At 58.1% G+C, this 24,998-nt stretch carries 26 protein-coding genes; 7 read left to right on the top strand and 19 right to left on the bottom strand.

What is annotated here, in order from left to right:
• Positions 1 to 99 precede the first annotated feature (99 nt).
• A complete protein-coding gene (locus AC2FI8_RS04540) occupies positions 100 to 858 on the top strand; it encodes a Hint domain-containing protein (RefSeq protein ID WP_496726093.1) in 759 nt (252 codons plus the stop codon).
• Positions 859 to 921: 63 nt separating this feature from the next.
• On the opposite strand, the gene AC2FI8_RS04545 is transcribed toward AC2FI8_RS04540, so the two are convergent.
• From AC2FI8_RS04545 to AC2FI8_RS04580, 8 genes are all read right to left on the bottom strand, one after another.
• Positions 922 to 3,123, bottom strand: coding sequence for a 3-hydroxyacyl-CoA dehydrogenase NAD-binding domain-containing protein (locus AC2FI8_RS04545; protein WP_496777434.1), 2,202 nt, complete (start codon positions 3,121 to 3,123; stop codon positions 922 to 924).
• Positions 3,116 to 3,604, bottom strand: coding sequence for a cupin domain-containing protein (locus AC2FI8_RS04550; protein ID WP_496768287.1), 489 nt, complete (start codon positions 3,602 to 3,604; stop codon positions 3,116 to 3,118). Before AC2FI8_RS04550 ends, AC2FI8_RS04545 begins: the two co-directional genes overlap by 8 nt.
• Positions 3,604 to 4,815 (bottom strand): acetyl-CoA C-acetyltransferase, encoded by a 1,212-nt coding sequence (locus tag AC2FI8_RS04555; protein ID WP_472724145.1) that lies wholly within the window; start codon positions 4,813 to 4,815, stop codon positions 3,604 to 3,606. The genes AC2FI8_RS04550 and AC2FI8_RS04555 overlap by 1 nt, the downstream gene beginning before the upstream one ends.
• A gap of 11 nt (positions 4,816 to 4,826) precedes the next feature.
• Positions 4,827 to 5,465 carry a glutathione S-transferase family protein gene (locus AC2FI8_RS04560; protein ID WP_496777437.1) on the bottom strand — a complete coding sequence of 213 codons (639 nt, stop codon included), beginning with the start codon at positions 5,463 to 5,465 and terminating at the stop codon, positions 4,827 to 4,829.
• Positions 5,466 to 5,600: 135 nt separating this feature from the next.
• Positions 5,601 to 5,813 carry a hypothetical protein gene (locus AC2FI8_RS04565; RefSeq protein ID WP_058274212.1) on the bottom strand — a complete coding sequence of 71 codons (213 nt, stop codon included), beginning with the start codon at positions 5,811 to 5,813 and terminating at the stop codon, positions 5,601 to 5,603.
• 54 nt (positions 5,814 to 5,867) lie between these two features.
• A complete protein-coding gene (locus AC2FI8_RS04570; protein ID WP_472724143.1) occupies positions 5,868 to 7,649 on the bottom strand; it encodes an acyl-CoA dehydrogenase C-terminal domain-containing protein in 1,782 nt (593 codons plus the stop codon).
• A gap of 49 nt (positions 7,650 to 7,698) precedes the next feature.
• Positions 7,699 to 8,100 carry a MerR family transcriptional regulator gene (locus AC2FI8_RS04575; protein WP_058274210.1) on the bottom strand — a complete coding sequence of 134 codons (402 nt, stop codon included), beginning with the start codon at positions 8,098 to 8,100 and terminating at the stop codon, positions 7,699 to 7,701.
• 282 nt (positions 8,101 to 8,382) lie between these two features.
• On the bottom strand, positions 8,383 to 8,751 hold the full coding sequence (locus tag AC2FI8_RS04580) for a MerR family transcriptional regulator (protein WP_496726099.1): 369 nt from the start codon (positions 8,749 to 8,751) through the stop codon (positions 8,383 to 8,385).
• A gap of 117 nt (positions 8,752 to 8,868) precedes the next feature.
• Between AC2FI8_RS04580 and AC2FI8_RS04585 the strand changes: the two genes are divergently transcribed.
• From AC2FI8_RS04585 to AC2FI8_RS04595, 3 genes are read left to right on the top strand one after another with little or no spacing between them, the layout of a single operon-like run.
• A complete protein-coding gene (locus AC2FI8_RS04585; protein ID WP_058274208.1) occupies positions 8,869 to 9,288 on the top strand; it encodes a PaaI family thioesterase in 420 nt (139 codons plus the stop codon).
• Complete coding sequence (locus tag AC2FI8_RS04590) at positions 9,288 to 9,806, top strand: PaaI family thioesterase (RefSeq protein WP_496777440.1); 519 nt, start codon at positions 9,288 to 9,290, stop codon at positions 9,804 to 9,806. Before AC2FI8_RS04585 ends, AC2FI8_RS04590 begins: the two co-directional genes overlap by 1 nt.
• 6 nt (positions 9,807 to 9,812) lie before the next feature.
• Entirely contained in the window at positions 9,813 to 11,129 is a 1,317-nt protein-coding gene (locus tag AC2FI8_RS04595) for an MATE family efflux transporter (RefSeq protein WP_496739735.1), read from the top strand.
• On the opposite strand, the gene arsC is transcribed toward AC2FI8_RS04595, so the two are convergent.
• Genes arsC through AC2FI8_RS04615 form a run of 4 tightly spaced genes read right to left on the bottom strand, consistent with a single transcriptional unit; the run spans position 11,126 to position 13,285 of the window.
• Complete coding sequence (arsC, locus tag AC2FI8_RS04600; RefSeq protein ID WP_496726102.1) at positions 11,126 to 11,467, bottom strand: arsenate reductase (glutaredoxin); 342 nt, start codon at positions 11,465 to 11,467, stop codon at positions 11,126 to 11,128. The two genes, AC2FI8_RS04595 and arsC, sit on opposite strands and share 4 nt — an antisense overlap.
• Positions 11,464 to 12,522 (bottom strand): quinone-dependent dihydroorotate dehydrogenase, encoded by a 1,059-nt coding sequence (locus AC2FI8_RS04605; protein WP_496777442.1) that lies wholly within the window; start codon positions 12,520 to 12,522, stop codon positions 11,464 to 11,466. Before AC2FI8_RS04605 ends, arsC begins: the two co-directional genes overlap by 4 nt.
• Positions 12,519 to 12,950: a DUF1330 domain-containing protein gene (locus AC2FI8_RS04610; RefSeq protein ID WP_496777445.1), complete on the bottom strand. Its 432-nt coding sequence runs from the start codon at positions 12,948 to 12,950 to the stop codon at positions 12,519 to 12,521. The genes AC2FI8_RS04605 and AC2FI8_RS04610 overlap by 4 nt, the downstream gene beginning before the upstream one ends.
• Positions 12,947 to 13,285, bottom strand: a complete 339-nt coding sequence (locus tag AC2FI8_RS04615; protein WP_496777449.1) for a DUF952 domain-containing protein — start codon at positions 13,283 to 13,285, stop codon at positions 12,947 to 12,949. The genes AC2FI8_RS04610 and AC2FI8_RS04615 overlap by 4 nt, the downstream gene beginning before the upstream one ends.
• Positions 13,286 to 13,393: 108 nt before the next feature.
• Here AC2FI8_RS04615 and AC2FI8_RS04620 point away from each other — a divergent pair, with 108 nt between their 5' ends.
• From AC2FI8_RS04620 to mnmH, 3 genes are all read left to right on the top strand, one after another.
• Positions 13,394 to 14,971 (top strand): bifunctional metallophosphatase/5'-nucleotidase, encoded by a 1,578-nt coding sequence (locus AC2FI8_RS04620; protein WP_496777453.1) that lies wholly within the window; start codon positions 13,394 to 13,396, stop codon positions 14,969 to 14,971.
• A 140-nt stretch (positions 14,972 to 15,111) separates the two neighbouring features.
• Positions 15,112 to 15,777 (top strand): SOS response-associated peptidase, encoded by a 666-nt coding sequence (locus tag AC2FI8_RS04625; RefSeq protein WP_496726107.1) that lies wholly within the window; start codon positions 15,112 to 15,114, stop codon positions 15,775 to 15,777.
• 42 nt (positions 15,778 to 15,819) lie between these two features.
• On the top strand, positions 15,820 to 16,872 hold the full coding sequence (gene mnmH / locus AC2FI8_RS04630) for a tRNA 2-selenouridine(34) synthase MnmH (protein WP_496777455.1): 1,053 nt from the start codon (positions 15,820 to 15,822) through the stop codon (positions 16,870 to 16,872).
• On the opposite strand, the gene selD is transcribed toward mnmH, so the two are convergent.
• The 7 genes from selD to AC2FI8_RS04665 are packed head-to-tail and all read right to left on the bottom strand — an operon-like array spanning position 16,863 to position 24,955.
• Entirely contained in the window at positions 16,863 to 19,022 is a 2,160-nt protein-coding gene (selD, locus tag AC2FI8_RS04635; RefSeq protein WP_496777458.1) for a selenide, water dikinase SelD, read from the bottom strand. The two genes, mnmH and selD, sit on opposite strands and share 10 nt — an antisense overlap.
• Before the next feature lie 5 nt (positions 19,023 to 19,027).
• Positions 19,028 to 19,414 carry a Na+/H+ antiporter subunit G gene (locus AC2FI8_RS04640; RefSeq protein WP_282119930.1) on the bottom strand — a complete coding sequence of 129 codons (387 nt, stop codon included), beginning with the start codon at positions 19,412 to 19,414 and terminating at the stop codon, positions 19,028 to 19,030.
• A gap of 7 nt (positions 19,415 to 19,421) precedes the next feature.
• The gene (locus AC2FI8_RS04645) at positions 19,422 to 19,691 is read right to left on the bottom strand and encodes a K+/H+ antiporter subunit F (RefSeq protein ID WP_058274196.1); all 270 of its coding nucleotides are present in this window, start codon (positions 19,689 to 19,691) and stop codon (positions 19,422 to 19,424) included.
• Complete coding sequence (locus tag AC2FI8_RS04650; RefSeq protein ID WP_370247519.1) at positions 19,688 to 20,188, bottom strand: Na+/H+ antiporter subunit E; 501 nt, start codon at positions 20,186 to 20,188, stop codon at positions 19,688 to 19,690. Before AC2FI8_RS04650 ends, AC2FI8_RS04645 begins: the two co-directional genes overlap by 4 nt.
• A complete protein-coding gene (locus tag AC2FI8_RS04655; RefSeq protein ID WP_496777460.1) occupies positions 20,185 to 21,729 on the bottom strand; it encodes a monovalent cation/H+ antiporter subunit D in 1,545 nt (514 codons plus the stop codon). The genes AC2FI8_RS04650 and AC2FI8_RS04655 overlap by 4 nt, the downstream gene beginning before the upstream one ends.
• Positions 21,726 to 22,085: a Na+/H+ antiporter subunit C gene (locus AC2FI8_RS04660; RefSeq protein WP_108860216.1), complete on the bottom strand. Its 360-nt coding sequence runs from the start codon at positions 22,083 to 22,085 to the stop codon at positions 21,726 to 21,728. Before AC2FI8_RS04660 ends, AC2FI8_RS04655 begins: the two co-directional genes overlap by 4 nt.
• Positions 22,085 to 24,955, bottom strand: a complete 2,871-nt coding sequence (locus AC2FI8_RS04665) for a monovalent cation/H+ antiporter subunit A (protein ID WP_496777462.1) — start codon at positions 24,953 to 24,955, stop codon at positions 22,085 to 22,087. Before AC2FI8_RS04665 ends, AC2FI8_RS04660 begins: the two co-directional genes overlap by 1 nt.
• Between the last annotated feature and the right edge of the window lie 43 nt (positions 24,956 to 24,998).

Here is a 24,998-nt window from a genome sequence, read left to right on the forward strand (position 1 = left end):
CGCAAATTGGGCGGCAATGTGTCTGAATTAAGTCGCCCATGGTTAAGTCGTGCTAGTCGTTATGAGTAGTTGTTTTTGTGTCAGAAATGGGTGCGACACGTGTTAAATGTACAGAGTGTTTTGAGTTATGAGGCCGTTCCGAACCGGGAAGTGCAGGACAATCCTGCGATTTCGCTGAACGCGCGTCGGGGTGGTTTTGTCCACGGAACTAAGATTGCGACGGATCGCGGTTGGCAGCCTGTTGAAGGACTGCAAGCAGGCGATCTGATCCGCACGATGGACAACGGGTTCAGGGCAGTCTCGCGGGTTGCGACGGATTGCATAGCAATCGCTGCCAGCGAGTCCAGGTCGGAAAACTTACCTGTCCGTGTGCCATCGAACACTTTGTATAACGGCGATCCGGTCTGGTTGATGCCAGAGCAGGGCGTGGCGTTGGACAACACCAAGCTGAGCCAGGGTCCGATCACGCTGCCGATCAGCATGCCTGTGGTGCCTGCGCGGGTTCTCAGTGGAACGTTTCGACTTTCGTCCAGCGCGCCCTCATTGCTGTTTGAGGTTTGTTCGTTGTTCTTTGAGCAAGACGAAGTGATCTATATCGAGGGCGGTTTGCGCGCCTTTTGTCCTGCGGGCCGCTTTGGGTCGAACAGCCGGCCCGCGAACGCCTCATACAAGGTGGTCGATGCTGATCGGACCGAAGACCTGATCGACATGGTCGCGCATAGCAGGGACATTGCTGTTCTTGCGAATTCACTGGGCGCATTACCGGCTCCGATCATGCAGAACCCGATTTTTCCAGCGCGGCCTGTCATGGGTGCGCGACGTCCTGGTCGGCCGGGGCGGCCTGCACCGATATTCTAATTATTTTAAGCTATTGATTAATGAATGACGCTGGCGCGGTAACCCGCACCAGCGTCTATTTTTTTAGGCAGCTTTTGCTTCGGGGTCAAAGCGGCCATAGAAGCTTTGGCCTTTCTCAGCCATCTCACGCAGCAGCGGCGGGCAGGCGAAGCGTTCGCCATACTGCGCAGCCAACTGGTCGCAACGCTCGGCGGCGTAGGGCGTGCCGATGATGTCCAGCCAGCTGAGCGGACCACCCGACCATGGTGCAAAGCCCCAACCAAGGATCGCGCCCACGTCGCCCTCGCGGATGTCCTCCAGAACGCCTTCTTCCAGCGCGCGGACCGCTTCCAGAACCTGTGCGAACATCAGACGTTCCTGAACTTCGATCAGATCAGGCTGGTCCTCGGCATGCGGGTATTTCTCCTGCAGACCCTTCCAGTACTCAGTGCGCTTGCCCTTTTCGTCATAGTCGAAGAAACCTGCGTTTGCCTTGCGTCCCAGACGACCCTCTTCCTCCATCCAGAAGATCAGATCATCGCCGGGGTTATCCGGATAGGCATTACCCATCGCGGCTTTGGTCGCACGAGCAATTTTGGCCCCCAGATCAATCGAGGTCTCATCGTTCAGCTGGATCGGCCCAACGGGGAAGCCCAACTGACGCGCGGCGTTGTCGATCAACACTGGGCTGACGCCCTCGGTGATCATGCGCAGACCTTCGTTGATATAGGGAATGATGCAACGGTTGGCGTAGAAGAAACGCGCATCGTTGACCACGATCGGCGTCTTGCGGATCTGGCGCACATAGTCCAGCGCCTTGGCAACCGCGCGATCACCGGTTTCTTTACCCTTGATAATCTCGACTAGGAACATCTTCTCGACCGGTGAGAAGAAGTGAATACCGATGAACTGATCCGAGCGCACGGATGCTTTGGCAAGATCGGTGATCGGCAAGGTCGAAGTGTTCGAGGCAAAGATGCAATCCTCGGGGATAATCGCCTCGACCTTCTTGGTCATCTCGGCCTTGACGCCCACGTCTTCGAAGACGGCTTCGATGATCAGATCGCATCCTTTGAGGTTGTCCAGATCCGGGGTCGCGGTGATGCGGGCCAGCATGGCCTCTTTCTTCTCAGCCGTGACTTTGCCGCGCTTCATGCCCTTGTCGAGATAGCTCTCGGAATAGGCTTTGCCTTTGTCCGCAGCTTCCTGGTCGCGGTCCACGAGAACCACTTCCATCCCGGCCTGGGCCGACACCAGCGCGATACCGGCACCCATCATGCCTGCGCCCAGTACGCCGATCTTCTTGACCGACTGATCGGGAACACCGGCAGGACGCACGGCACCTTTTTCCAACGCTTCCTTGTTCAGGAACAGCGACCGGATCATCGCACCCGAAGAGGGGTTCATCAGGACAGAGGTGAACCAACGCGCCTCGATCTTCAGGGCGGTGTCGAAATCGACCAGCGCACCTTCGTAAACCGCGCTCAGCAGAGCCTTGGCCGCAGGGAAGGCGCCTTGGGTCTTGCCGTTTACCATCGCCGATGCACCAACGAAGTTCATGAAACCAGCAGGGTGGTAAGGCGCGCCGCCGGGCATCTTATAGCCCTTCGCATCCCACGGTTTGATGATGTCTGCGTCCTTGGCGTTCAGCACCCATTCCTTGGCTGCGGCCATCGGGTCGGCTGCGACCTCGTCAATATAACCCGCGCCCTTGGCTTTCTTGACGTCCAGCATTTTGCCTTCCAGCAGCAGCGGAGCCGCCGCAATCGCGCCAACCTTGCGGACCATCCGGGTGGTGCCACCCGCGCCGGGGAAGATGCCGACCATGATCTCGGGCAGGCCATATTTGGCCTTGGGGTTTTCGGCCGCAAAGATGCGGTGCGTGGACAGCGGCAGTTCCATGCCAATGCCTGCGGCAGTGCCGGGCAGAACGGTGGCAATCGGCTTGCCGCCCTTCTTGGTCTTGGGGTCCATGCCCGCCATCTCGATCTTACGCAGCAGTGCGTGCATCTGCATTGTGCCCTCGAACAAGCCTTTTGCCGGGTTGTCGCCCGCCTGTTCCTTCATCACTGCCAACAGGTTCAGGTCCATGCCACCAGCGAAGGACCCTTCCTTACCCGAGGTGATGATGATGCCTTTGACGTCGTCATCAGCCAGCGCCTGATCGACCAGATCGCTCAGCTGTGCCAGCCCGTCAAAGGACATCACGTTCATGGTTTTCCCGGGCACATCCCAGGTGATTGTGGCGACGCCGTCTGCGTCTTTGCTCAGAGTGAAATCAGTCATTGTCATCTCCAATCTGGTCAGCCGTCAACGGGCTGCCATCCTTGCGGGTGAAGGAGAATCCGTTCTCATCATCCTTCACCATCATGTCTAAGTCGCTGTAATATGCGGTCTCGGTCGGGGTCCGTGTTCCCACCACCAGAAAGGTCGCGGGCGCATCGGTTTTGTTCACAAGGTGATGGCCGTTGGCCTCACCTGCGGGCCAAGCGGCGCAGTCGCCGGGCTGCATCTCATGCTCACCATCGTCATCAATCAGCACGCAGGTGCCGCTGAGCATGATGGCAAATTCGTCCTGCTCCATGTGGTAATGGCGCAGCGAAGACATGCCCTGCGGTTCCAACCGCACGATGTTGACCCCGTATTGGGACAGCCCGCCTGCATCGCCCACACGCTGAACGAAACGACCTGCGGTCGCTTCAGCCAGCTTGCCGGGATAGGCCGAGCCGCCCTTGAACGGAATCTGAGAGAGATCCAGCTTGGGCATCAGACCCGCTCGATAATGGTTGCTGCACCCATGCCGGATGCAATGCAGAGCGTCGCCAGACCGGTTTCCTTGTCCTGACGCTCCAACTCATCCAGCAGAGTTCCAATGATCATCGCACCGGTTGCGCCCAGCGGGTGGCCCATGGCGATCGAACCGCCGTTGACGTTGACCAAACCGGGGTCGACGTCGAACGCCTGCTGGAAGCGCAGCACGACCGAGGCGAAGGCTTCGTTCACTTCGAACAGGTCCAGATCACTGATCTTCATACCGTTGTCGGCCAGAATCTTCTCGGTCACCGGTACCGGGCCAGTCAGCATGATGGTCGGGTCGGTGCCAATCTTGGCGGTTGCCTTGATGCGAGCGCGCGGCTTGAGGCCGTATTTCTCGCCGAACTCCTTGTTGCCGATGAGAACCGCCGCAGCACCATCCACGATGCCCGAGCTGTTGCCCGCGTGGTGGATGTGGTTGATCTTTTCCAGATGCGGGTATTTCAGCATGGCCACCTTGTCGAAGCCGGGCATCTGTTCGCCCATCATCTGGAAGGCCGGGTTCAGGCCACCAAGGCTTTGCATGTCAGTGCCGGGGCGCATGTATTCGTCGCGGTCCAGAATGGTCAGTCCGTTCTGATCCTTGATGGTGATAACCGATTTATCAAAACGGTTGTCTGCCCATGCTTCCGCGGCTCGGCGCTGCGATTCCATCGCCAACGCGTCGGCGTCGTCACGGCTAAAGCCATATTCGGTCGCGATAATGTCGGCCGAGATACCCTGCGGCACGAAATAGGTGTCCATCGCCAACGAGGGGTCAACGGCAATTGCAGCACCATCGCTGCCCATGGCCACGCGGCCCATCATTTCCACGCCACCTGCGATGTACGCTTGGCCAGCGCCGCCCTTGACCTGGTTTGCCGCCAAGTTCACAGCTTCCATGCCGGACGCACAGAAACGGTTGATCGCCAGACCGGGGATCGACTGATCCAGATCAGAGGCCAGAACCGCCGAGCGTGCCAGACAGCCGCCTTGTTCCATCACCTGCGTGACGTTGCCCCAGATCACGTCTTCTACGGCGTGGCCTTCGAGGTTGTTACGCTCTTTCATCGCGTTCAGGGTCAGGGCGGACAGGCGCACCGAGGTTACCTCGTGCAGGCTGCCATCCTTGCGGCCCTTGCCGCGCGGGGTGCGCAGGGCGTCATAAATATAAGCTTCGGTCATGGGTCTTCTCCTCAAGCTCGATCCGACGGGTTGCCGGGCATCAGGTCATAGGGGTGTTTCCAGCCAGGCTGCTCGGACAAGCGAGACAGCCAGGCGTCGATATGGGGCCAGTCGGCGCGGTCAAAGCCGAATGGTTCGGGGTAATAGAGATAGCTGCAGCAGCTGAGATCGGCGTTCGTGACATCGTCGCCAACAATCCAGGCGCGGCCGTTCAGATGATCGTTCAACACTTGGTAAGCGGCCTTCAGGCGCCCTTGATTGAAAGCGATCACATCGGGATTGCGGTGCTGTTCCGGGAGGAAATTGATCAGGAAGCGGGTCAGGCCGGCCATCGAGCTGAGTTTGTGATTATCCCACAGCACCCAGCGCAGAACATCGTAATTCTCTTCCCGGTTCTTGCCACCGAACTTACCTGACTTCTCAGTCACATAGGTCTGAATGGCGCCAGACTGGCTTGTGCGGAAATCACTGTCGATCAGGACAGGTGCTTCGCCCATTTCATTCACTTCGGCGCGAAACTCGGGCGTGCGAGTTACACCTTTGAAAAAGTCGACAAAGACCGGTTCCCACTCCAGCCCGGACATTTCCAGCGCCAGCGCAGCCTTATAACTGTTTCCGCTTTCTCCGAAGCAATGAAGCATAATTGTCATGTGATCGCCCCTCCCAAGGCGCATGGTGCGAAGTCGAATTTCGCGTATTTCGAGAAAGACGAACCATAAGGCTAAGCGCCATTGGGGTTTGGCTTTCTGAAAACACGCCCACCTGATTGAAGGTGGCTGATGTTTTTACCGCTTGCGGTCATCCAGCTCCGAATTGAAGATACGCAGGCGGTGGGTCAGGTTGTCCTCGTTGATCACGCTGTTGAAATTCTCGAACAGAAACGACAGCGCCTCTCCTTCGTCCAATCCAGCATCACGCGCGAATGCTTTGAGCTTGCGATACCCGTCTTCGGTCATTGCGACGGGAAAGCGGCGGGTTAGTCGAAAACGCTTTGGCATGTGGTTCCTCCGGTAAGCTGGGTCCGGGCAATATCGCCCGGACCCAGACTGAGATCAGAAGTTCGCCGCGTCCAGAGCCATGACCGTGTCCGCGCCCGTCTGGATGCGCGCCAAATGCATGCCTGTGGCGGGCAGGCGGCGCGCCATGTAGAAGCGCCCGGTGTTGATCTTGGTCTCGTAGAACTCCTTGTCCGACGCGCCGCCATCCAGCGCATCTTGCGCGGCTTTGGCCATCTGCGCCCACATCAAGCCCAGGCAAACATGTCCGAACATGTGCATGAAGTCATAAGAACCGGACAGAGCATTGTTGGGGTTCTTCATGCCTTCCTGCATGAAGTACATGCCAGCGGCCTGCAGGTCTTTGGACGCAGCCTTCAGCGGTTCGATGAAGGCCTTGTCATAGGCTTCGTCTTTACCAGCGTTGTCTTTGCAGAAGGTCTTGACCATGTCGAAGAACGCCATGACGTGCTTGCCGCCGTCTTGCGCCAGCTTACGACCGACAAGGTCCAACGCCTGAACGCCGTTGGCGCCTTCGTAGATCATCGCGATGCGTGCGTCGCGGGTGTATTGCGACATGCCCCATTCTTCGATGTAGCCATGACCGCCATAGACCTGCTGTGCCTGAACAGTCATGTCATAGCCCTGATCGGTCAAAAAGCCTTTGATGACCGGTGTCAGCAGCGAGATCAGTCCGTCCGCATCTTTGTCGTCAGACCGATGCGCCTTGTCGATCATGGTCGCGCCCCACAGGATGAACGCACGCGCACCTTCGGTGAAGCTTTTCTGATCCATCAGGTTGCGGCGGATGTCCGGGTGCACGATCAGCGGATCAGCTGGGCCGTCCGGGTTCTTTACACCGGTCACGTCACGGCCCTGCAGGCGGTCTTTAGCGTATTCGACGGCATTCTGGTACGCGGCCTCTGCCTGAGACAGACCTTGCATGCCCACACCCAGACGCGCTTCGTTCATCATGGTGAACATGGCACGCATGCCTTTGTGCTCTTCGCCCAGCAGCCAGCCGGTGGCTTCGTCATAGTTCATGACGCAGGTCGAGTTGCCGTGGATACCCATCTTCTCTTCGATCTTGCCGACCGAAACTCCGTTACGCTCGCCCGGCGTACCATCTTCATTGACGATGAACTTGGGCACGATGAACAGGGAGACGCCCTTGATGCCTTCGGGACCGCCGGGGATCTTGGCCAACACCAGGTGGATGATGTTGTCAGCCATGTCGTGATCGCCGGACGAGATAAATATCTTCTGGCCCGAAATCTTATAGCTGCCGTCGCCCTGCGGTTCTGCCTTGGTGCGCATCAGGCCCAGATCGGTGCCGCAATGCGGTTCCGTCAGGTTCATGGTGCCGGTCCATTCGCAGCTGACCATATTGGGCAGGTATTTGTCTTTCTGTTCGTCGGTTCCGTGCGCCAGGATCGCTGACGCCGCGCCGTGCGTCAGGCCCTGATACATCACGAATGCCTGGTTCGCAGCCGAGAACATCTCGCCAACGGCGGTGCCCAGGACGTATGGCATATTCTGACCGCCATACTCTTCCGGCATGTCGAGGCCAGTCCAGCCACCTTCTTTCATCTGCTCAAAGGCGTCTTTGAACCCGGTGGGCGTGTATACGATACCGTTTTCCAACCGGCATCCTTCGGTGTCCCCAACCACGTTCAGTGGGTGCAGAACATTGGTGGCCACTTTGCCTGCTTCTTCCAGAACGGCGCCTGTGAATTCGGCTTCAAGCTCGTTGTACCCCGGAACGTCGGAGTCCGAGATTTTCAGTACGTCGTGCAGAATGAACTGCGTATCTTTGGTTGGCGCGTTGTAGACGGGCATGTGAAGCTCCCTTTAATTCATATGTCCGGGTGGTAGGCAGGCGAGGGGGTTACTCGGCAGCCTTTTTGTCTTGTTTGACCGAGGCGATGACTTTCTCGCCCCAGCGCAACTGTTCTTTCAGGTCGTCGATCGCCTGGGTCAGTTCCTCACGGCGCGCTTCCATGTCTTCCAGACGCTCGCACGCAATTTCATAGGTGCGCGATATCTGAGTCATCTGTTGGTCGCCGACATGGTAAAGGTCCAGAAGCTGGCGTATTTCTTCAAGGCTGAACCCAAAGCGCTTGCCGCGCAGGATGAGTTTCAGGCGGGCACGATCACTTTTGGTGAACAGCCGTTTCTGACCTTCACGGATCGGAAACAAAAGCTCTTTGGCCTCGTAAAACCGCAACGTGCGGGGCGTGACATCATATGTCTCGCACATTTCTCGGATGGTCATCAGATCTTCGGTCATGGTTTCAGCACTCTCGTCACTGGCGTCAATGAAAGTCAGTTGCGCAGTCGATGCGCACGTTACAACACGTAGATGACGTTCACGTAATGTGAACGCTGCGTCACAAAATAAGTTTACGTAACTTCCACACGCGTCAAGTCGCGGATTTCCGACTTTTTCGAATTTAACGTAACGGAATTTGGGGGTTCAAAAACCAAAAGAGCGACCCGGCACGCCTTAAAGCATGGTCGAACTTAGCGAGGGTCGCTTCTTTTTCTGGCGCGCCTTGGCGCGTCGACGGAATCACTCGAGGGATTTGGCCGTCTGGTCGCGCATCTCGGTCAGGGCATCAATCGCCTCGTCCAGTTGCTGCCGTTGCTGGTTCAGTTCGACGATCTGCTTGTCCGCGACGTCGACAAAAGCGCGCATCTGGACCTCGTTGCCCTCATTTTCATAGATCAGCAGCCACTGGCGGATATCTTCCAGCGAAAATCCATACTTGCGGCCACGCAGGATCAAAGTCATGCGCGCGCATTCTCGCGGACCATAAAAACGCGATCTGCCTTCGCGGTCTGGTTGCAGCAATTCAATGTATTCATAGTAGCGCAGGGTACGTGGAGTCACATCGTACTCGGCGCACATCTCTTTGAATGACAAACGGTTGTCGGACATTCCTGATCTCCTCTGGCGCAGCCTATGTTCTGTCAGCCGCAAGCGCAACCGGCGGGCTTGCTCTTTTGGCGGACACGGGCTCATAAAGGGATGAACCAAGAGAACGGATTCAAGTACATGGTCGACAAAGCCGCAATTGCGCGCCAATTCATCGAGGCGATCCCGCATGCAAAAGCGTTGGGTCTGAAGCTGACCTCAATCGGAAATGGTGAAGCGGGTATTACAATGCCGTACAGCAAAGAGCTTGTTGGCGATCCGCGCACCGGGGTGATTCATGGCGGCGCTGTATTTGCCGCATTGGACACCTGTTGTGGTGCCGCCGTCATGAGCCATCCGTCGGCTCCCGGCGGTACGGCGACGATTGACCTGAGGATCGACTACATGCGGGCGGCAACACCGGGACAGACGATAACGACCCAGGCGACATGCTACCACATCACACGGAACGTCGCCTTTGTGCGCGCGACGGCGATGGACGAAGACGAAGGTCTTCCGGTGGCCACAGCGGCAGGGTCATTCACGGTGGAGGGTTTGTAATGGCGCGTACTCGCCCCGAACCCGTCCAGGTCGTAAAACAACGCCGGGATGCGGCGCTGAACGCTATAGTCGAAGGTGTGCCCTACATCCGGTTCCTCGACATCGGCTTTGATCGCCGCGGTGATGAACTGACTGGCGTGTTGAACTTCGACCAGAAACTGATCGGCAACCCGTTACTGCCCGCATTGCATGGCGGCGTCACGGCGGCGTTTCTAGAAGTCACGGCTGTCATCACGCTGAGTTGGGAGTTCTTGCTGCCCAAGATCGAAAGCGGGGAACTGAATGCCAGTGATATCGCCGACTATGAAACGGTACGTTTCCCAAAGACCGTCGATTTCACCGTCGACTATCTGCGGTCAGGCCTGCCGCGTGATGCCTATGCGCGCGCATTCATCAGCCGGGCCGGGCGTCGCTATGCCTCTGTCAGGGTCGAGGCCTGGCAAGACAATCACGCGAAGCTCTTTGCGCAGGCTTCCGGGCATTTCCTGATGCCACAGCCCACTACTGACGGAAAATAGAACGCTATGCAGGACGCTTCGGCACCCATTACGCATAAGCGGGTGCTCCGGATTGCAGCGCCGATCGTATTGTCCAATGCGACGGTGCCAATACTGGGGGCGGTGGACACTGGTGTTGTGGGGCAGTTGGGGCAGGCGGCCCCGATAGGCGCTGTCGGCATGGGTGCCGTTATTCTGGCCACCATCTACTGGGTGTTCGGGTTCCTACGTATGGGTACAACCGGTCTTGCTGCCCAGGCACGTGGTGCAGGGGACACGGCGGAAACCGGAGCCTTGCTGATGCGCGGGCTGTTGCTGGGCGGCGCGGCGGGTCTGTTCTTTATACTGACGCAGGTCTGGTTGTTCTGGGGGGCGTTCGCCCTGTCTCCAGCCAGTCCAGAGGTTGAATCTCTGACCCGCGCCTATCTGGAGATCCGTATCTGGGGGGCTCCGGCTACGATCGCGCTTTTTGCCGTTACAGGTTGGCTGATCGCGGTAGAGCGCACCAAGGGTGTGTTCGTTTTGCAGATCTGGATGAACGGGCTGAACATCGTTCTGGATCTCTGGTTTGTTCTTGGCCTTGGCTGGGGCGTCGAAGGTGTCGCCATCGCGACGCTCATCGCCGAATGGACCGGGTTGGCGCTTGGTCTCTGGTTGTGCCACGACGCTTTCGCTGGAAATCAGTGGCGCGACTGGCCCAGGATCTTTGACCCAGCGCGTCTGCGCCGAATGATGCAGGTGAACGGCGACATCATGGTGCGTTCGGTGCTTTTGACCGGCGCGTTTACCACTTTTTTGTTTGTTGGTTCAGATCTGGGGGACGTCAATCTGGCGGCAAATCAGGTGCTGCTGCAATTTCTTGAGATCACGGCTTTTGCCTTGGACGGTTTCGCCTTCTCTGCCGAGGCGCTGGTGGGCAGTGCGGTCGGCGCGCGTGATCGGGCCCAGGTACGGCGAGCGTCGATCATGGCCTCGCAATGGGGCGTCGGAGGTGCGTTTGCCCTGGGTCTTGTGTTCTTTCTAACCGGACCATCCCTGATTGATCTGATGTCAACCTCACCGGAAGTACGGATTGCCGCGCGGGAGTTTCTGCTCTGGGCGGCCCTTGCGCCGGTGATCGGCGTAGCCAGCTGGATGTTCGACGGTATCTATATCGGGGCGACCTGGACCCGCGCCATGCGGCAGGCGATGATCCAGTCCGTCGCGATCTATGTGGTGGCCCTGTTCCTGCTGGTGCCGACGTTCGGCAACCATGGGCTTTGGGCCGCGCTGATGGTCCTGAACATCGTGCGCGGGGTCACGTTGGGATGGCGTTACCCTAAGCTGGAAGCGCAGATCGCCTAAAGCAGCGACAGCAGGTTTTCGGGCGGACGACCGATCGCGGCCTTATTGCTGGCCACGGCCAGAGGACGTTCGATCAGGATGGGGTTTTCCACCATCGCTTGAATCAAGTCATCGTCTGGTGTCGTTTTAGTCAGCCCCAGTTCTTTGAAGCGCTTTTCGCCCGTCCGTATCATCTCGATGGCCGGAACTCCCAATTGGGACAGCACTGCGCGCAACTCTTCGACTGACGGCGCATCCTCCAGATACTTCCGAATTTCGACCGTCGCACCGTTTTCTTCCAGCAATGCAAGTCCGGCGCGGGATTTCGAACAGCGCGGGTTGTGCCAATATTTGATCACAGCCAGTCCTCTCTTTTGCTGCCAACGGCCTGATCGACCGACGTGAAACCATCCTGCTTCAGCAGGTCATCCAGACCTTGGGCAATCTCTGCTGCCAGCGAAATGCCGCCGTAGACCATAGCTGTATAGAACTGTACGGCTGATGCCCCGGCGCAAATCTTGGCGTATGCCTGCTTTGCTGACCCGATCCCGCCAACGCCGATCAGCGGGATTTTCCCGTCGGTCAGTTGGCTGAGCTGCGCCAGCACGTGGGTTGATTTCTGGAACACAGGTGCGCCGGACAGCCCGCCCGCTTGGCCCTTATGGGCACTTCGCAGGCCATCTCGTGACAGGGTGGTGTTGGTTGCAATCACTGCATCGACGCCGGTTTCGCGGGCCACTTCGGCGATGTCCTGCAATTCGGTCTCGGTCAGGTCGGGGGCAATCTTTAGAAAGATCGGCAGCGGACGGGGCAGAGCGTTGCGGGTTTCAATCACGCTGCTCAACAGGGCAGAAAGTGCCGCCTTGCCCTGCAGATCCCGCAGCTTTTCCGTATTCGGGGATGAAACATTGACCGTTGCAAAATCCAAAAGCGCGGCGCAATGAGCCAGAACTTTTGCGAAATCACCTGCGCGGTCATCACTGTCCTTGTTGGCACCCAGGTTCAGGCCGATCACCGCGTCCTTTGGACGGTCAGCCAAACGGCGGGCCATGACCTCCATGCCTTCGTTGTTGAAACCGAACCGGTTGATGGCGGCCATGTCTTCGGTCAGGCGGAACAGGCGGGGTTTTGGATTACCGGGCTGTGGGCGCGGTGTCACGGCGCCAACCTCGATAAACCCAAACCCGGCACGGGACAGCGGCCTAAGAACCTCGCCGTTCTTATCAAACCCAGCAGCCAGTCCCACAGGGTTTGGCAATTCCAATCCCGCAACTTGAGTGCGAAGCCGAGGCGACGTCACTGGACCCGGGGCAGGAGCCAAACCGGCTTTTAGCGCTTTGATCGACAGGCTGTGTGCGGTCTCAGGATCCAAGCGGTGCAGAGCAGCCAGGCCCAGTTTTTCGGTCAGTTTCATCCGAATGACTCTCCGACTTGGGCAGGGGTGCATCTTATTAGCCGAGAGGTCATAACCGCGGCTTGCCGGTGCACGACAGCTTTTTGATATGCAGTGTCCGTCACCATTTCCAAGAACGCGTTCGCAGAGGGATAACGGGCGATGAACACTGCGTCCCAGTCTTCGTCCTGCGGGCCGATCAGCGTTGTTTCAAACTCGCCGCGCCATAGGATCGAGGCACCAAGGCGGCCAATGATCGGTGCTGTTTCCGAGCCGTAGTTGCGATAGGCCTGCGCGCCGGACAGGCCGGCGTCGGCAAGTTCGTGCCCTGCGGGATACGCGGCATTGGTACGAAACTTAACCAGGTTCAGCATTTCGATCGGGTGGTTTCGATCGAGGTCCTTGAAGGCCTCAAACTGGGCACGCTCCGGATCGACAAAATCGGTCATTTCATTTCCTTCGGAAATTGGTGAACCGTTCCATCAAAGGGGAGGGGGTGCGACCAAACGATATCGCTCATACGAATTTGCCGGTAGAGATGCGGGAACAACGCATCACCGCGTGAGACTTCCCATTTCAGGTCGTCGCCCATCGCATCAACGTCACAGGCCAGAAGGGTCAAACCTTCGACCCCGGCAAAATGTTTGGCGGCTGTTTCTGCCGCCTGCTTGGCAGTCGAGAAATGAACATATCCGTCAGAGACATCAATCGGCGCCCCGTCTGATGCGCCTTGCGCCTGTAACGTGGCCCATTCATCGGCCCGAAAAATTTTGTAAATCAGCATGCGGTCGTGATGCACCGGGCCACGGGTAGAATCAAGCCGGATTTCCCCCTTTGACTCTCGGCGTTGCGCGTCGCAACATCTCCGCAATTAACAATAGGGAGTTAAACTATGCTCACCCGTCTTTTGACATCTGCCGCCGCGCTCAGCCTGACCGCAGGCATGGCATTTGCCGAGTACAAACTGACGATTCTGCACACTAACGATTTCCACTCGCGTTTTGAGCCGATCAACAAGTACGACAGCGGTTGCGGTGATGAAGACAACGCCGAAGGCAAGTGTTTCGGTGGTTCCGCACGCCTGGTCACTGCGGTCGAAGAAGCACGTGGCCGTGCCGAAAACTCGATTCTGGTGGATGGTGGAGACCAGTTCCAGGGATCGTTGTTCTACACCTACTACAAGGGTAAGGTCGCGGCCGAGTTTATGAATAAGCTGGGCTACAACGCGATGACAGTGGGTAACCACGAATTCGACGACGGCCCCGAGGTTCTGCGCGGCTTTATCGACTCGGTCGATTTCCCTGTTCTGATGTCCAATGCGGATATTGCGGACGAAGAGTTGCTGACCGACAAAATCAAGAAATCGGCCGTGATCGAAGTTGGCGGCGAAAAGATCGGCCTGATCGGCCTGACACCAATCGACACTGACGAGCTTGCCTCGCCCGGTCCGAATATCTCGTTCTCGGACCCGGTGCCTGCGGTTCAGGCCGAGGTGGACAAGCTGACCGGTGAAGGGGTTAACAAGATCATCGTTCTCAGCCACTCGGGCTACGGTGTGGATCAGCGCGTTGCGCAGGAAACCACCGGAGTTGACGTGATCGTAGGTGGTCACTCGAACACATATCTGTCGAATACGTCGGACAAGGCCGCTGGCCCGTATCCGACTGTGGTCAACGGCGTTCAGATTGTTCAGGCCTACGCCTATGGCAAATTCCTGGGTGAGCTGAATGTGACCTTTGACGATGACGGCAACGTGGTCTCGGCTGCTGGTGAGCCGCTGATCATGGACAACACCGTCACCGAGGATCAGGCCGCGCTGGATCGTATTGCCGAGCTGGCCGTGCCATTGGATGAAATCCGCAACAAAGTGGTTGCAAACTCTGCCGATGCCATCGAAGGCGACCGCGCTGTTTGTCGTGTTCAGGAATGCCAGATGGGCAACCTTGTGGCCGACGCAATGTTGGCACGCGTCGCGGATCAGGGCGTTAAGATTGCGATTGCCAACTCGGGCGGTCTGCGGGCTTCGATCGATCCGGGCGACGTGACCATGGGCGAAGTGCTGACCGTTCTGCCGTTCCAGAACACGCTGTCGACCTTTGAGATCAGCGGCCAGGGCGTCATCGATGCGCTGGAAAACGGCGTCAGCCAGGTGGAAGAGGTCAAAGGCCGCTTTCCGCAGGTTGCTGGCCTGACCTTCACCTGGGACCCGGCCGTTGCGCCGAACGAAGGACGTATCGCTGAGGTCATGGTTGCCGACGGAGACGGGTTTGTTCCCATCGATCCGGCCGCGACTTATCTGGTGGTCACCAACAACTACGTCCGCAATGGCGGTGATGGCTACAAGATGTTCTCGGGCGACGACAAGAACGCCTATGACTTTGGCCCCGATTTGGCAGATGTAACGGCGGAATACCTGGCCGAAAACGCGCCTTACACGCCCTATCTGGATGGGCGGATCAAGCAGAAGTAAATCTGTTTCGATATTCAACCCAAAAGGCCGCGTTTGACGCGGCCTTTTCAGTCTTATGGTCAGAAACGGCTTGATGGTGTTCCGCTCGGTATCGGTGCGGGCGACATTAACCTACAATTTCTGAAAAAGGGACAAAGCCTATGTGCGGACGGTTTGCCGTAACACTTCCCAACGATGCAATGGCGCAGCTTTTTTCGGCGCGCCCGGCTAACACTTTGCCTGCGGTGCCAAATTTCAACGTCTGCCCGACCAATCAGGTGCATGTGGTGCGCGCCGGGGAAACTGGGCGCACGCTTGATCCGCTGCGCTGGGGGTTTTTGCCCCATTGGTACAAGGCGGAAAACGCAGGACCTCTGTTGATCAACGCGCGGGCGGAAACGCTTGCCGAAAAGCCCGCCTTTCGCGCTGCATGCCGGGAACGCCGCTGCCTGATCGCTGCGACGGGGTTCTATGAATGGACCAAGACAGAACAAGGCGACCGGTTGCCGTGGTACATTTTCCGTCAGGACAACGCACCGATTGCCTTTGCCGGTGTTTGGCAGGATTGGGGGCCTGAAGATGCGCGACAGGGCACCTGCGCCATCGTCACGACACTGGCCAACCGTCACCTCAGCGCAATCCATCACCGCATGCCTCTGATCTTGGAACCTGATGACTGGCCCCTTTGGCTGGGCGAGGCGGGCAAAGGGGCCGCGCGTCTGATGCGACCGGGGGCCGAAGATGTCCTCAGCTATCACCGCGTCGACCCGACCGTGAATTCGAACCGCGCCAGCGGGCCGGAATTGATTGAACCGATCGAAACTTAGCGCTGCCTTTTCATTCGCAGCCTTGCGGGATAGACCTCTGACATGGTTCTAAAATTCGACAGTTTGCCCGATCTTTACGCGCATGAATTCGACACGGTAATCGACGTGCGCAGCCCGGCGGAATTTGACGAAGACCACCTTCCCGGCGCCATCAGCCTGCCTGTTCTCGACAACGAGGAACGCGCCCGTGTCGGCACGATCTATGTTCAGGAAAGCCCATTTTTGGCGCGCAAACTGGGGGCCGCGCTGGTGTTTCGGAATGCGGCCAATCACATCGAGAACAGCCTGTCTCATCACGAAGGCGGGTGGCGGCCGCTGGTTTATTGCTGGCGTGGCGGGCAAAGATCAGGGTCATTCACCTGGATGCTGCAACAGATTGGCTGGCGAGCCGAAGTGGTCGAGGGTGGCTATCGCAGCTATCGCCGCTTGGTGAAGCGGTATCTTTATGATGACCCGCTGCCGCATCGTTTGATCGCGTTGGACGGCTATACTGGCACGGCCAAGACCGAATTGTTGGCGCATCTTGCCGTACGTGGCGTTCAGGTTCTGGATCTGGAAGGGTTGGCTAACCATCGCGGATCCTTGCTGGGTGAAATGCTCGGCGGCCAACCCAGCCAAAAGGGGTTCGAGTCTGCCCTGTCGTCTGCGCTGTGCCGTCTGGACATGTCGCGCCCCGTGGTAGTTGAAGCGGAGTCGTCCAAAATCGGGTCTCTGATCCTGCCGCCGACGCTTTGGGCGGCTTTGCGCCAAGCCCCGCGAATCCAGATCACAGCGTCCGTTCCGGCGCGTTCGGACTACTTGGTATCCGCCTATGATGACGTTCTGTCGGACTCTGACCGCCTCCGTGACCGCCTTTCCCCGCTGCGGTTTCACCGCGGGCATGACGTGGTGGACGGTTGGCTGGACATGATTGACGCTGGTGACAAACGCGCACTGACTCAGGCGTTGATCGAACAGCATTATGATCCTGCATATAGTAAGTCCAGCCGTGTGCGCAGGTCAGACGTTATCGCAAATATCCATGCGTCAGCGCTGGATGATGCTGGCTTGTCTGCAACAGCAGCGCAGATCGAAGCCATTCTGGGTCAGCTTTGAACGCGAAGCCCCGGCGCATCGGTCATGTGCCCAATGATTACGGCAGGATATCCCGCTTCGCGCAAAGTTTCGCAGATCATCTGTTCTTGATCTGCTGGTACCGCGGCCAGTAAGCCTCCGGCCGTCTGAGGATCATACAGCAGGTCAGCTTTGCCGCCCGTCGGTAGTTCGGGCGTAATCGCACGATTGTCTTTGAACAAGGTTGACCGGATGCCCTGCGCGGCCAGTTCTTGCGCGCCGTCCATAACCGGAACTGCCTCTAGATCCAGGGTGGCACCGCAACCCGCGGCCTCGGTCATGCCCAGCAGGTGCCCGGCCAGACCAAATCCCGTTACATCGGTCATCGCATGTGCATCTACCAGTACTTCCGAAGCCCTGCCTTGTGGTTGCACCATATGTGCAAGAGCGGCCGCAACCCATTCACCCTTTGCCGCGCCCGCCATCTCTGCGGCCATCAGAACGCCGCTGCCCAATGGTTTGGTCAGGATCAAAGAATCACCAGGTGCCGCGCCGGACAGTGTGATCGGGTCGGCGTCGCACAGGCCAGTCAGGGTGAACCCGATCGTCATCTCGTCACCCATCGAGCTGTGCCCGCCGACAATCTCGGCCCCAGCGTTACGGATGACGTCGCTGGCCGTTGCCATGATCTCGGCCATGGTGCGATGCTGAAGGGTTGGCGACATGCGGGGCAGGATGATCGTTGCCGTGGCGGCTTGTGGGCGGGCTCCCATAGCCCAGATATCCCCGAGCGCGTGAACCGCTGCAATGCGCGTCATCAATGCGGGATCGTCCACGAAGCTGCGCAAATGGTCCGAGGTCATGACCTGCCGAGCACCCCCGGTCTGCAACAGGGCGGCATCATCGCCGGGCAGTGGAGTCACATCCGCACGAACAGGGGAGGGCAGATCGGCAAGCGCAGTATGCAGCGCACCGCGTCCGACCTTGGCACCACAGCCCCCGCACATGGGTTTGTCGCTCAAGGCTTCGGTTAAACCAGCCGCGTGATGGCGGGGTAAGGCCGGAGGCTTCATCTGCGGCAGATTGCGAAACTTGTCCATAAAACTTTGATCGATGTGGTTTTTCCATTTCCACATCAACGACCCGCTGAACGAGGTCCCCAGCCGTTCTCCCAATGCAGACTTGCCGCCTAGTGATATGAGCTTGAGGTAATCCTTTTGCGGCTCATACCGCCGCATGGCACCTGACCCCAAGGCGGCCCTCAGGTTTTGGAACAAAACGGGGGCCTCGCGGACTGCATAGACACCTGCTTTGGGGCGGGGATTTTCGCTCAGATGTGCGCAGTCGCCCGCAGCAAAAATCGCAGTATCGCTGGACTGCAGGTGCCCGTCGACGCGGATGAAGCCGTCCTGAAGATCCAGCCCTGTATTCGTGATCCAGTCATAGGGTTTTGCACCGGCCGCACCAGTTACAAAGCTGGCCGCGATTTGACGGCCATCCTGCAGTGCGACGTGATCCTTGGCGATGTTCGAAACAGATGCCTGTTCGACCACTTCGATACCCAGATCAGCCATTGCCTTGCGAATGGTCTGCGCGGATTTGGGATGAGTCGCCGTCAGGACATGTGCGCTGTCAATCAGGGTCAGGTACGCGGTGCGCCCCTTGGTGCGCAAGGCAAAGGCCATAGCCATGATAAGCTCGGCACCGGCCACCCCGCCGCCGATCACAGCGACCGAGGCTTCACCCGATCTTTCAAGATATTCTGCCCATCTGGCAGCAAACGGGCCCAACGGTTTGGCCGGAACCGCATGCTGGGCAAAACCGGGCACGACGGGCATGTCCGATGTAATTCCGACATTGACTGAAGCCACGTCAAACGCCACCGGAGGACGGTCTGGCACATGAACCTCGCGCCGTTCTGGGTCGATGCCGGAAACCGCGCCCAGAATGATCCGCGCGCCGGCAAAGCGGGCTAGTTTGACCAGATCTATGTTCAGGTCCTGACGTGCGTAGTGCCCGGCGACAAAGCCCGGCAGCATCCCCGAATATGGCGCCGTGGGACCGGGGTTGATCACCGTCACCCGCGCGCCGGGCAGGGGGTTCATGCCCCACTTGCGCAGCAACAATGCATGGGTGTGACCGCCGCCGATTAAAACCAGATCGCGGGTTAGGGGCAGCGGTGGGTGGTGCATCAAACTCAGGACTTGCTGTGATCAGGGACGTCTTCGACTTGCTCAACCGCGTGCGTGGCCCAAAGTTCATCCTCGCCCGCATCTGGCAGATCGCTGGGTTTTTCATGGCGGTGAATGTGCCATTTGGCAATGAACAGGGCCGTGATCGGCGCCGTCAGGAACAAGAACAGTGTGATCAGAAGCTCGTGCAGTGACAGGTGCTGTTCGATCAGAACCGAGTGGCAGATCGATGCCAGCAACACGCCTCCCACGCCCAGGGTCGTCGCCTTGGTGGGTGCGTGCAGGCGGGACATCGGGTCTTTCAGCTTGATCATGCCGTAAGACCCGACAAAGCCGAAGATACCTGAAACAACTAGGAAGAAGGCGATCAGAAGTTCTATGATGAAACTCATACCACCCTCACTCGATGATATTGCCACGCAGCATGAAGCGCGCGTAGGCAACCGTTGAGACAAAGCCCAGCATGGCAATGATCATGGCCGATTCAAAGAACACTTCGGTTCCCAGAGTCAGACCATAGAGGATCAACAGCGCGATCGTGTTGATGACCATCGTATCCAGCGCCAGAACGCGGGTGCCGACGCCGTCTGCGGTGATGATCCGCCAAAGGCACATCATAATGGCCGCGCCGAAGCAGGCGAATGCAAAGGCGATTGCAATGTCGATCATTCGAAAATCTCCTTCAGGCGACGCTCATAGCGGCTTTTGATCTGGTCGCGCACGGCATCAGGATCGGGGGCATCTAGACAATGCACCAGAAGATTATGCCCCTGTGCGGACAGATCGCTGCTGACGGTTCCGGGGGTCATGGTGATCGTACCCGCCAGCACTGTGATAGCTTCAGGTGTGCGCAATTCCAGCGGGATCGAGATCCAGGCCGGCTGACGATCTGCGTCGCGTTTAAACAGGATAATCCGGGCAACGGTGATGTTCGCGATCACGATGTCCCAAAGCACAACCAGGATGTATTCAACGACCATGGGCCAGTTGCGCAGCTTTGGGCGATCAGGCCAATAAGGCTGTGTGATGAAGGGAATGATGATGCCCAGGATCAGGCCAAAAACCAGCGAATTCAGCGTCAAGTTATTGGCCAGCAGGACCCACACGATGGTCAGCAGGAACGTCAGATGCGGGTGCGGAAATATTCGGTGCAGAAGTCTGATCATGTGTCGCCTCCCAATACGGCTGCGATGTAGTTCTCAGGTGTGAACAATTGCTGGGCCGTTTTATTGGTATACTCCAGCGCAGGTCCCGCAAACAGGGTCAGCAGCACAAGGCCGATCGCCATTGCGCAAACGGCGGTGAAAGCCAGACCGGGGTTGGGCTCGGGCGCAGGCGCGGGCGGGGTTTCTTCTTCGTTTTCAGGGTCCGTTTCCGTGTTTTGCTGGGCATCATGGCTTTTCCAGAAGATCAACGAGCCCGCTCGGGCAAGGCCAACAATGGTGACGAAGGAACCGATCAGGATTACGGCCCAGATGGCGTTTGCATCCGGTGCGTCCCGTGCGGCGTCCAGCACCAGCAACTTGCCGACAAAACCCGATAGCGGCGGCATGCCCGCCAGTGCAATGGCACCCACAAAGAACAGAGCCGATATCAGACCCGTTTGCGGCATTGGTGCAGTTGGGGCAATCGCGCCGCCCCGGCGTTCCATCACCAGATCGGCAACCAGGAACATAAGCGCAGTGGCCAAGGTGGAATGATACACGTAATACAGTGCCGCCGCTGTGGCCGTTTCCGTGAACAGCGAGATCGCAATCAGCAACGTTCCCATCGAGGTGATGGCACAGAACGCCACCATACGCGCAATATGCTGTGTGCCCAGAATGCCCATGGCACCAACGGCCAGCGTCACCAAAGCGGCGGGTTGCAACCAAGCGCCAACAAGGCCCTGCGTTGCCTCAACCTCTGGGCCGAAGCCCAGCGTGTACATCCGCAGGATCGAGTAGGCGCCGACCTTGGTCATGATCGCAAACAGGGCGGCCACGGGCATGGGTGCACTGGCGTAGCTCGCCGGTAGCCAGAAGTGCAGTGGCAACACAGCGGCTTTGATGCAAAACACCAGCAGCAGCAAAACCGCACCAACCCGCAGCAGGGCGGTGTCATCCGCTGGCAATTCGGCCACCCGCACGGCCAAGTCGGCCATGTTCAACGTTCCGGTCACAGCATAAAGCGTGCCTAAAGCAAACAGGAACAGGGTGGACCCCAGCAGGTTATAGGCCACATATTGCACCCCGGCTTTCAGCCGTACTGCACCGCCCCCATGCGTCATCAGGCCATAGGACGCGATCAGCAGAACTTCGAAGAAAACGAATAGGTTAAAGGCATCGCCGGTCAGAAATGCGCCGCAGACGCCCATCAACTGAAAGTGGAATAGGGCATGGAAGTGTTTGCCCCTGTCGTCCCAACCGGACGCGATCGCATAAAGAACGATCGGCAAAGCCAGCAGCGCCGTCAGCAGCACCATCATGGCCGATAGCCGGTCCAGCACCAGAACGATGCCAAAGGGCGCGGGCCAGTTGCCCAGTTCATAAACCTGAATATCGCCGCCTGCCGCCTGTGCGGTGACGGTCAGGGCAATCCCCAACAGGGCCACCACACCAGCGACCGAAAAGATGCGTTGCAGGTCCAAGTGAAAGCGCAGGACCATGATAATGAACGGGGCCAGAATCGCGGGCAGGACGATTGGCGCAACGATCCAATGGTTCATGCGTCTTCTCCCGGCGCGTCAACGCTGTCATGGGCGTTCATGTCGATATGGTCATCCTTCGAGGACAAATAGGCGCTGAGCGCGATCATTACGATTACGGCGGTCATCCCGAACGAGATCACGATGGCCGTCAGCACCAAAGCCTGCGGCAGAGGATCGGTATAGGGTACCTCTTTGTATTTGTTCAAAACGGCAGGCGCGTCCAAAGCCAACCGGCCCGTTGCGAACAAGAACACGTTCACCGCGTAAGTCAGCAGAGACAGGCCCAGAATGACAGGGAAGGTCCGGCGGCGCAGGATCAGGAATATCCCGGCAGCAGTCATGACGCCAACGGCAGAGGCTACGAGCGCTTCCATCAGGCCTGCTCCTTGTTTTCTTCTTCTTGCGGCGGATTGTCCCGCAATGGGTTGATATCCATCGGGAATTCTTGCGCCATACCCGGTTGCCACGCAAATCGGGACAGGCTGTCTAGCGCCAGCATTACGGCCCCCAGTACAGCCAGGAAGACGCCGGTGTCGAACAGGATGGCGGTGGCCCATTCGAACTCTTCCAATGGTGGCCAATGGATATAGCCAAAATCGCTGGTAAGGAACGGACGCTCGTTAAACCAAGCACCCAGCCCGGTGGCGGCAGCGATAAGCACACCCCAACCGATAGACCCGTGGTAGTAGAACCTCTGACGTTCGATGGCCCAGGTATAGCCGCTGGCCATGTATTGCATCAGGAAGGCAATGGCGACGACAAGACCCGCGATAAAGCCGCCCCCCGGCTGATTGTGGCCACGGAAAAAGATGTAAGCCCCGACCATCAGCGCGATTGGCATCATCATCCGGGTGACGACCACCATCATCAACGGGTGCGAGTCTCCGGACTGCGGCCAATGCGGTTTCCGGTTCAGCAAGTAGCTGCGGACATTCGTGCCCAGCACCGACTCGGTCAGGGCAAAAATGATCAGCGCAGCGATGCCCAGAACGATGATTTCGCCGAAGGTATCAAAACCCCGGAAGTCCACGAGGATGACGTTGACAACATTGGTACCGCCACCACCTTTGTATGAATTCGCCAGATGGAATTCGGAAATTGTCGGAAAGGCAAAATCCCGCAGCAGCAGCGCATAGATCAGCGCGCCCGAACCAATGCCTGCCACGACTGAGATTGCAGCGTCGCGCCAGCGGCGCGCGGCGCTGCTGTCCCAAGGCGTATCCGTGGGTAGGAAGTTCAGTGACAGCAGCAGCAGGATCATCGTGACCACTTCGACCGAGATTTGTGTCAGTGCCAGATCCGGTGCAGACAAGTAGTTGAACGCCATCGAAACGATCAGGCCGACAACACCAATCAGAACCAGCGACAACAGGCGATTGCGGTGGAACCACATGATCGCGAGCGTCGCGCCGACAAGGCAGATCCAGCCGATCAGCGGAATGATCTGTATGGGCAAAGCCTCACGCGTTTCGGGGCCGATCGAACCGCTCGTATAAGCGTAGTAACCAAGACCAACCGTGAAGGCGATCATGATGATCGCATAGCGGCTGAGGACACCGTTGTGCAACGTATCAGTGATCACCTGGCTGATCTTTGTCAGCATCGCAATCACCGCGTCAAAGATCGCCTTGGCTTCGGGACGCGGCAGGGAGTTCCAGACTTTTTCTTCATGCTTGTGCAAGCTCAGCAGGAACAGGCCGCCCAGCGTCGCGACCACGGACATGTAAAGGGCAGGCGTGAAGCCGTGCCACAGTTTCAGTGAATAGTAGGGCAGTTTCTCGCCGCCGATGACCGCGCTGGATACCACCGCAACCAATGGCCCGACGATAGCCTTGGAATAGAGCCCGATCAGGACTACCAGAACCACGAGGAATGCTGGGGCCAGCCACAAACCAACTGGCGGGTCATGAGGATGCGCCGGATAGTCGTGCCGCTCGGGGCCCATGAACACATGGCTGACAAAACGGAAAGAATAGGCCGCCGAAAACAGCGCCGCCAGCAAAGCCAGCCCCGGTACAAGGTAGTGCGAGTTCAGCCAGGTTGTGTGGACGGTCTCCTCAAGCATCATTTCCTTTGACAGGAACCCGTTGAGAGGCGGAATCCCGGCCATAGACAGCGCAGCGATTGTGCCAATCGTAAAAGTGATCGGCATCAGATGGCGCAGTCCGCCCAGCCGCTTGATGTCACGGGTGCCGGTTTCGTGATCCACAATCCCGGCGGTCATGAACAAGGCCGCCTTGAAGGTCGCGTGGTTGATGATGTGGAACACCGCGGCGACCGCGGCGAATTTGGTACCAAAGCCCAAAAGCATGGTGACCAGCCCCAGATGCGACACGGTTGAAAATGCCAGCAGGGCCTTCAGATCATCCTTGAACAGAGCGATCACCGCGCCCATCAGCATGGTGATAAGTCCAGTTGTGGCAACAATGTAGAACCAAGCGTCGGTGCCGGCCAAAACGGGCCACATCCGGGCCATCAGGAACAACCCGGCCTTCACCATGGTGGCCGAGTGCAGGTAGGCAGAAACCGGTGTCGGGGCCGCCATGGCGTGGGGCAGCCAGAAATGGAATGGGAATTGCGCCGACTTGGTAAAGCAACCTAGCAGGATCAGGATCAACGCGGGCAGGTAATAGGGTGACGCCTGGATCAGCTCTTTGTTTTGCAAAATTACGCTTAGGTCATAAGACCCGACGATATTGCCCAGGATCAGCATCCCGGCGATCATCGCCAACCCGCCAGAGCCGGTCACTGCAAGCGCCATCCGCGCACCTTGACGTCCTTCGGGCAGGTGTTTCCAATATCCGATCAACAGGAAAGAGCTAAGCGACGTGAGTTCCCAAAAGATGAGCAAAAGCAGTATGTTGTCGGATAGAACGATCCCAACCATCGCACCCTGAAACAGCAGCAGATAGGTGTAGAACTGCCCCATCGGGTCCTCGCGCGACAGGTAAAATCGTGCGTAGAGGATGATAAGTAACCCGATACCAAGTATCAGCAAAGCAAACAAAAATCCCAAGCCATCCAGCATGAAATTTGCGTTCAATCCAAGGGCTGGTATCCACTCGAACCGGGCGGTCACAACATCGCCTCGCATCACAGACGGGATGTGGATCAACAGACCCATCAGCGCCAGAAATGTGGTCAACCCAGCAGCAGAAGCAGCTGCATTTCGTCCTGCCCTGATCAGAAGAGCTGGAAAAACAGCGCCGAGAAAAGGAAGGGCCGCGATGAGGAATAGGGACAAGTGCGATACTCCGTTCTGGGCGGTCAAGTAGTACTGATTTTGT

It is taken from the genome of Ruegeria sp. CDSB029, from assembly GCF_059611125.1.

Coding starts and splice junctions, on each gene's coding strand:
- AC2FI8_RS04565 (WP_058274212.1), bottom strand. CDS start 5,813: ATGCCAAAGCGTTTTCGACTAACCCGCCGCTTTCCCGTCGCAATGACC.
- AC2FI8_RS04595 (WP_496739735.1), top strand. CDS start 9,813: ATGCAGGACGCTTCGGCACCCATTACGCATAAGCGGGTGCTCCGGATT.
- AC2FI8_RS04590 (WP_496777440.1), top strand. CDS start 9,288: ATGGCGCGTACTCGCCCCGAACCCGTCCAGGTCGTAAAACAACGCCGG.
- selD (WP_496777458.1), bottom strand. CDS start 19,022: ATGCACCACCCACCGCTGCCCCTAACCCGCGATCTGGTTTTAATCGGC.
- AC2FI8_RS04550 (WP_496768287.1), bottom strand. CDS start 3,604: ATGCCCAAGCTGGATCTCTCTCAGATTCCGTTCAAGGGCGGCTCGGCC.
- AC2FI8_RS04660 (WP_108860216.1), bottom strand. CDS start 22,085: ATGGAAGCGCTCGTAGCCTCTGCCGTTGGCGTCATGACTGCTGCCGGG.
- AC2FI8_RS04555 (WP_472724145.1), bottom strand. CDS start 4,815: ATGACCGAAGCTTATATTTATGACGCCCTGCGCACCCCGCGCGGCAAG.
- mnmH (WP_496777455.1), top strand. CDS start 15,820: ATGGTTCTAAAATTCGACAGTTTGCCCGATCTTTACGCGCATGAATTC.
- AC2FI8_RS04650 (WP_370247519.1), bottom strand. CDS start 20,188: ATGATCAGACTTCTGCACCGAATATTTCCGCACCCGCATCTGACGTTC.
- AC2FI8_RS04640 (WP_282119930.1), bottom strand. CDS start 19,414: ATGAGTTTCATCATAGAACTTCTGATCGCCTTCTTCCTAGTTGTTTCA.
- AC2FI8_RS04570 (WP_472724143.1), bottom strand. CDS start 7,649: ATGCCCGTCTACAACGCGCCAACCAAAGATACGCAGTTCATTCTGCAC.
- AC2FI8_RS04655 (WP_496777460.1), bottom strand. CDS start 21,729: ATGAACCATTGGATCGTTGCGCCAATCGTCCTGCCCGCGATTCTGGCC.
- AC2FI8_RS04560 (WP_496777437.1), bottom strand. CDS start 5,465: ATGACAATTATGCTTCATTGCTTCGGAGAAAGCGGAAACAGTTATAAG.
- AC2FI8_RS04610 (WP_496777445.1), bottom strand. CDS start 12,950: ATGACCGATTTTGTCGATCCGGAGCGTGCCCAGTTTGAGGCCTTCAAG.
- AC2FI8_RS04585 (WP_058274208.1), top strand. CDS start 8,869: ATGGTCGACAAAGCCGCAATTGCGCGCCAATTCATCGAGGCGATCCCG.
- AC2FI8_RS04620 (WP_496777453.1), top strand. CDS start 13,394: ATGCTCACCCGTCTTTTGACATCTGCCGCCGCGCTCAGCCTGACCGCA.
- AC2FI8_RS04605 (WP_496777442.1), bottom strand. CDS start 12,522: ATGAAACTGACCGAAAAACTGGGCCTGGCTGCTCTGCACCGCTTGGAT.
- AC2FI8_RS04615 (WP_496777449.1), bottom strand. CDS start 13,285: ATGCTGATTTACAAAATTTTTCGGGCCGATGAATGGGCCACGTTACAG.
- AC2FI8_RS04575 (WP_058274210.1), bottom strand. CDS start 8,100: ATGACCGAAGATCTGATGACCATCCGAGAAATGTGCGAGACATATGAT.
- AC2FI8_RS04625 (WP_496726107.1), top strand. CDS start 15,112: ATGTGCGGACGGTTTGCCGTAACACTTCCCAACGATGCAATGGCGCAG.
- AC2FI8_RS04545 (WP_496777434.1), bottom strand. CDS start 3,123: ATGACTGATTTCACTCTGAGCAAAGACGCAGACGGCGTCGCCACAATC.
- AC2FI8_RS04645 (WP_058274196.1), bottom strand. CDS start 19,691: ATGATCGACATTGCAATCGCCTTTGCATTCGCCTGCTTCGGCGCGGCC.
- AC2FI8_RS04580 (WP_496726099.1), bottom strand. CDS start 8,751: ATGTCCGACAACCGTTTGTCATTCAAAGAGATGTGCGCCGAGTACGAT.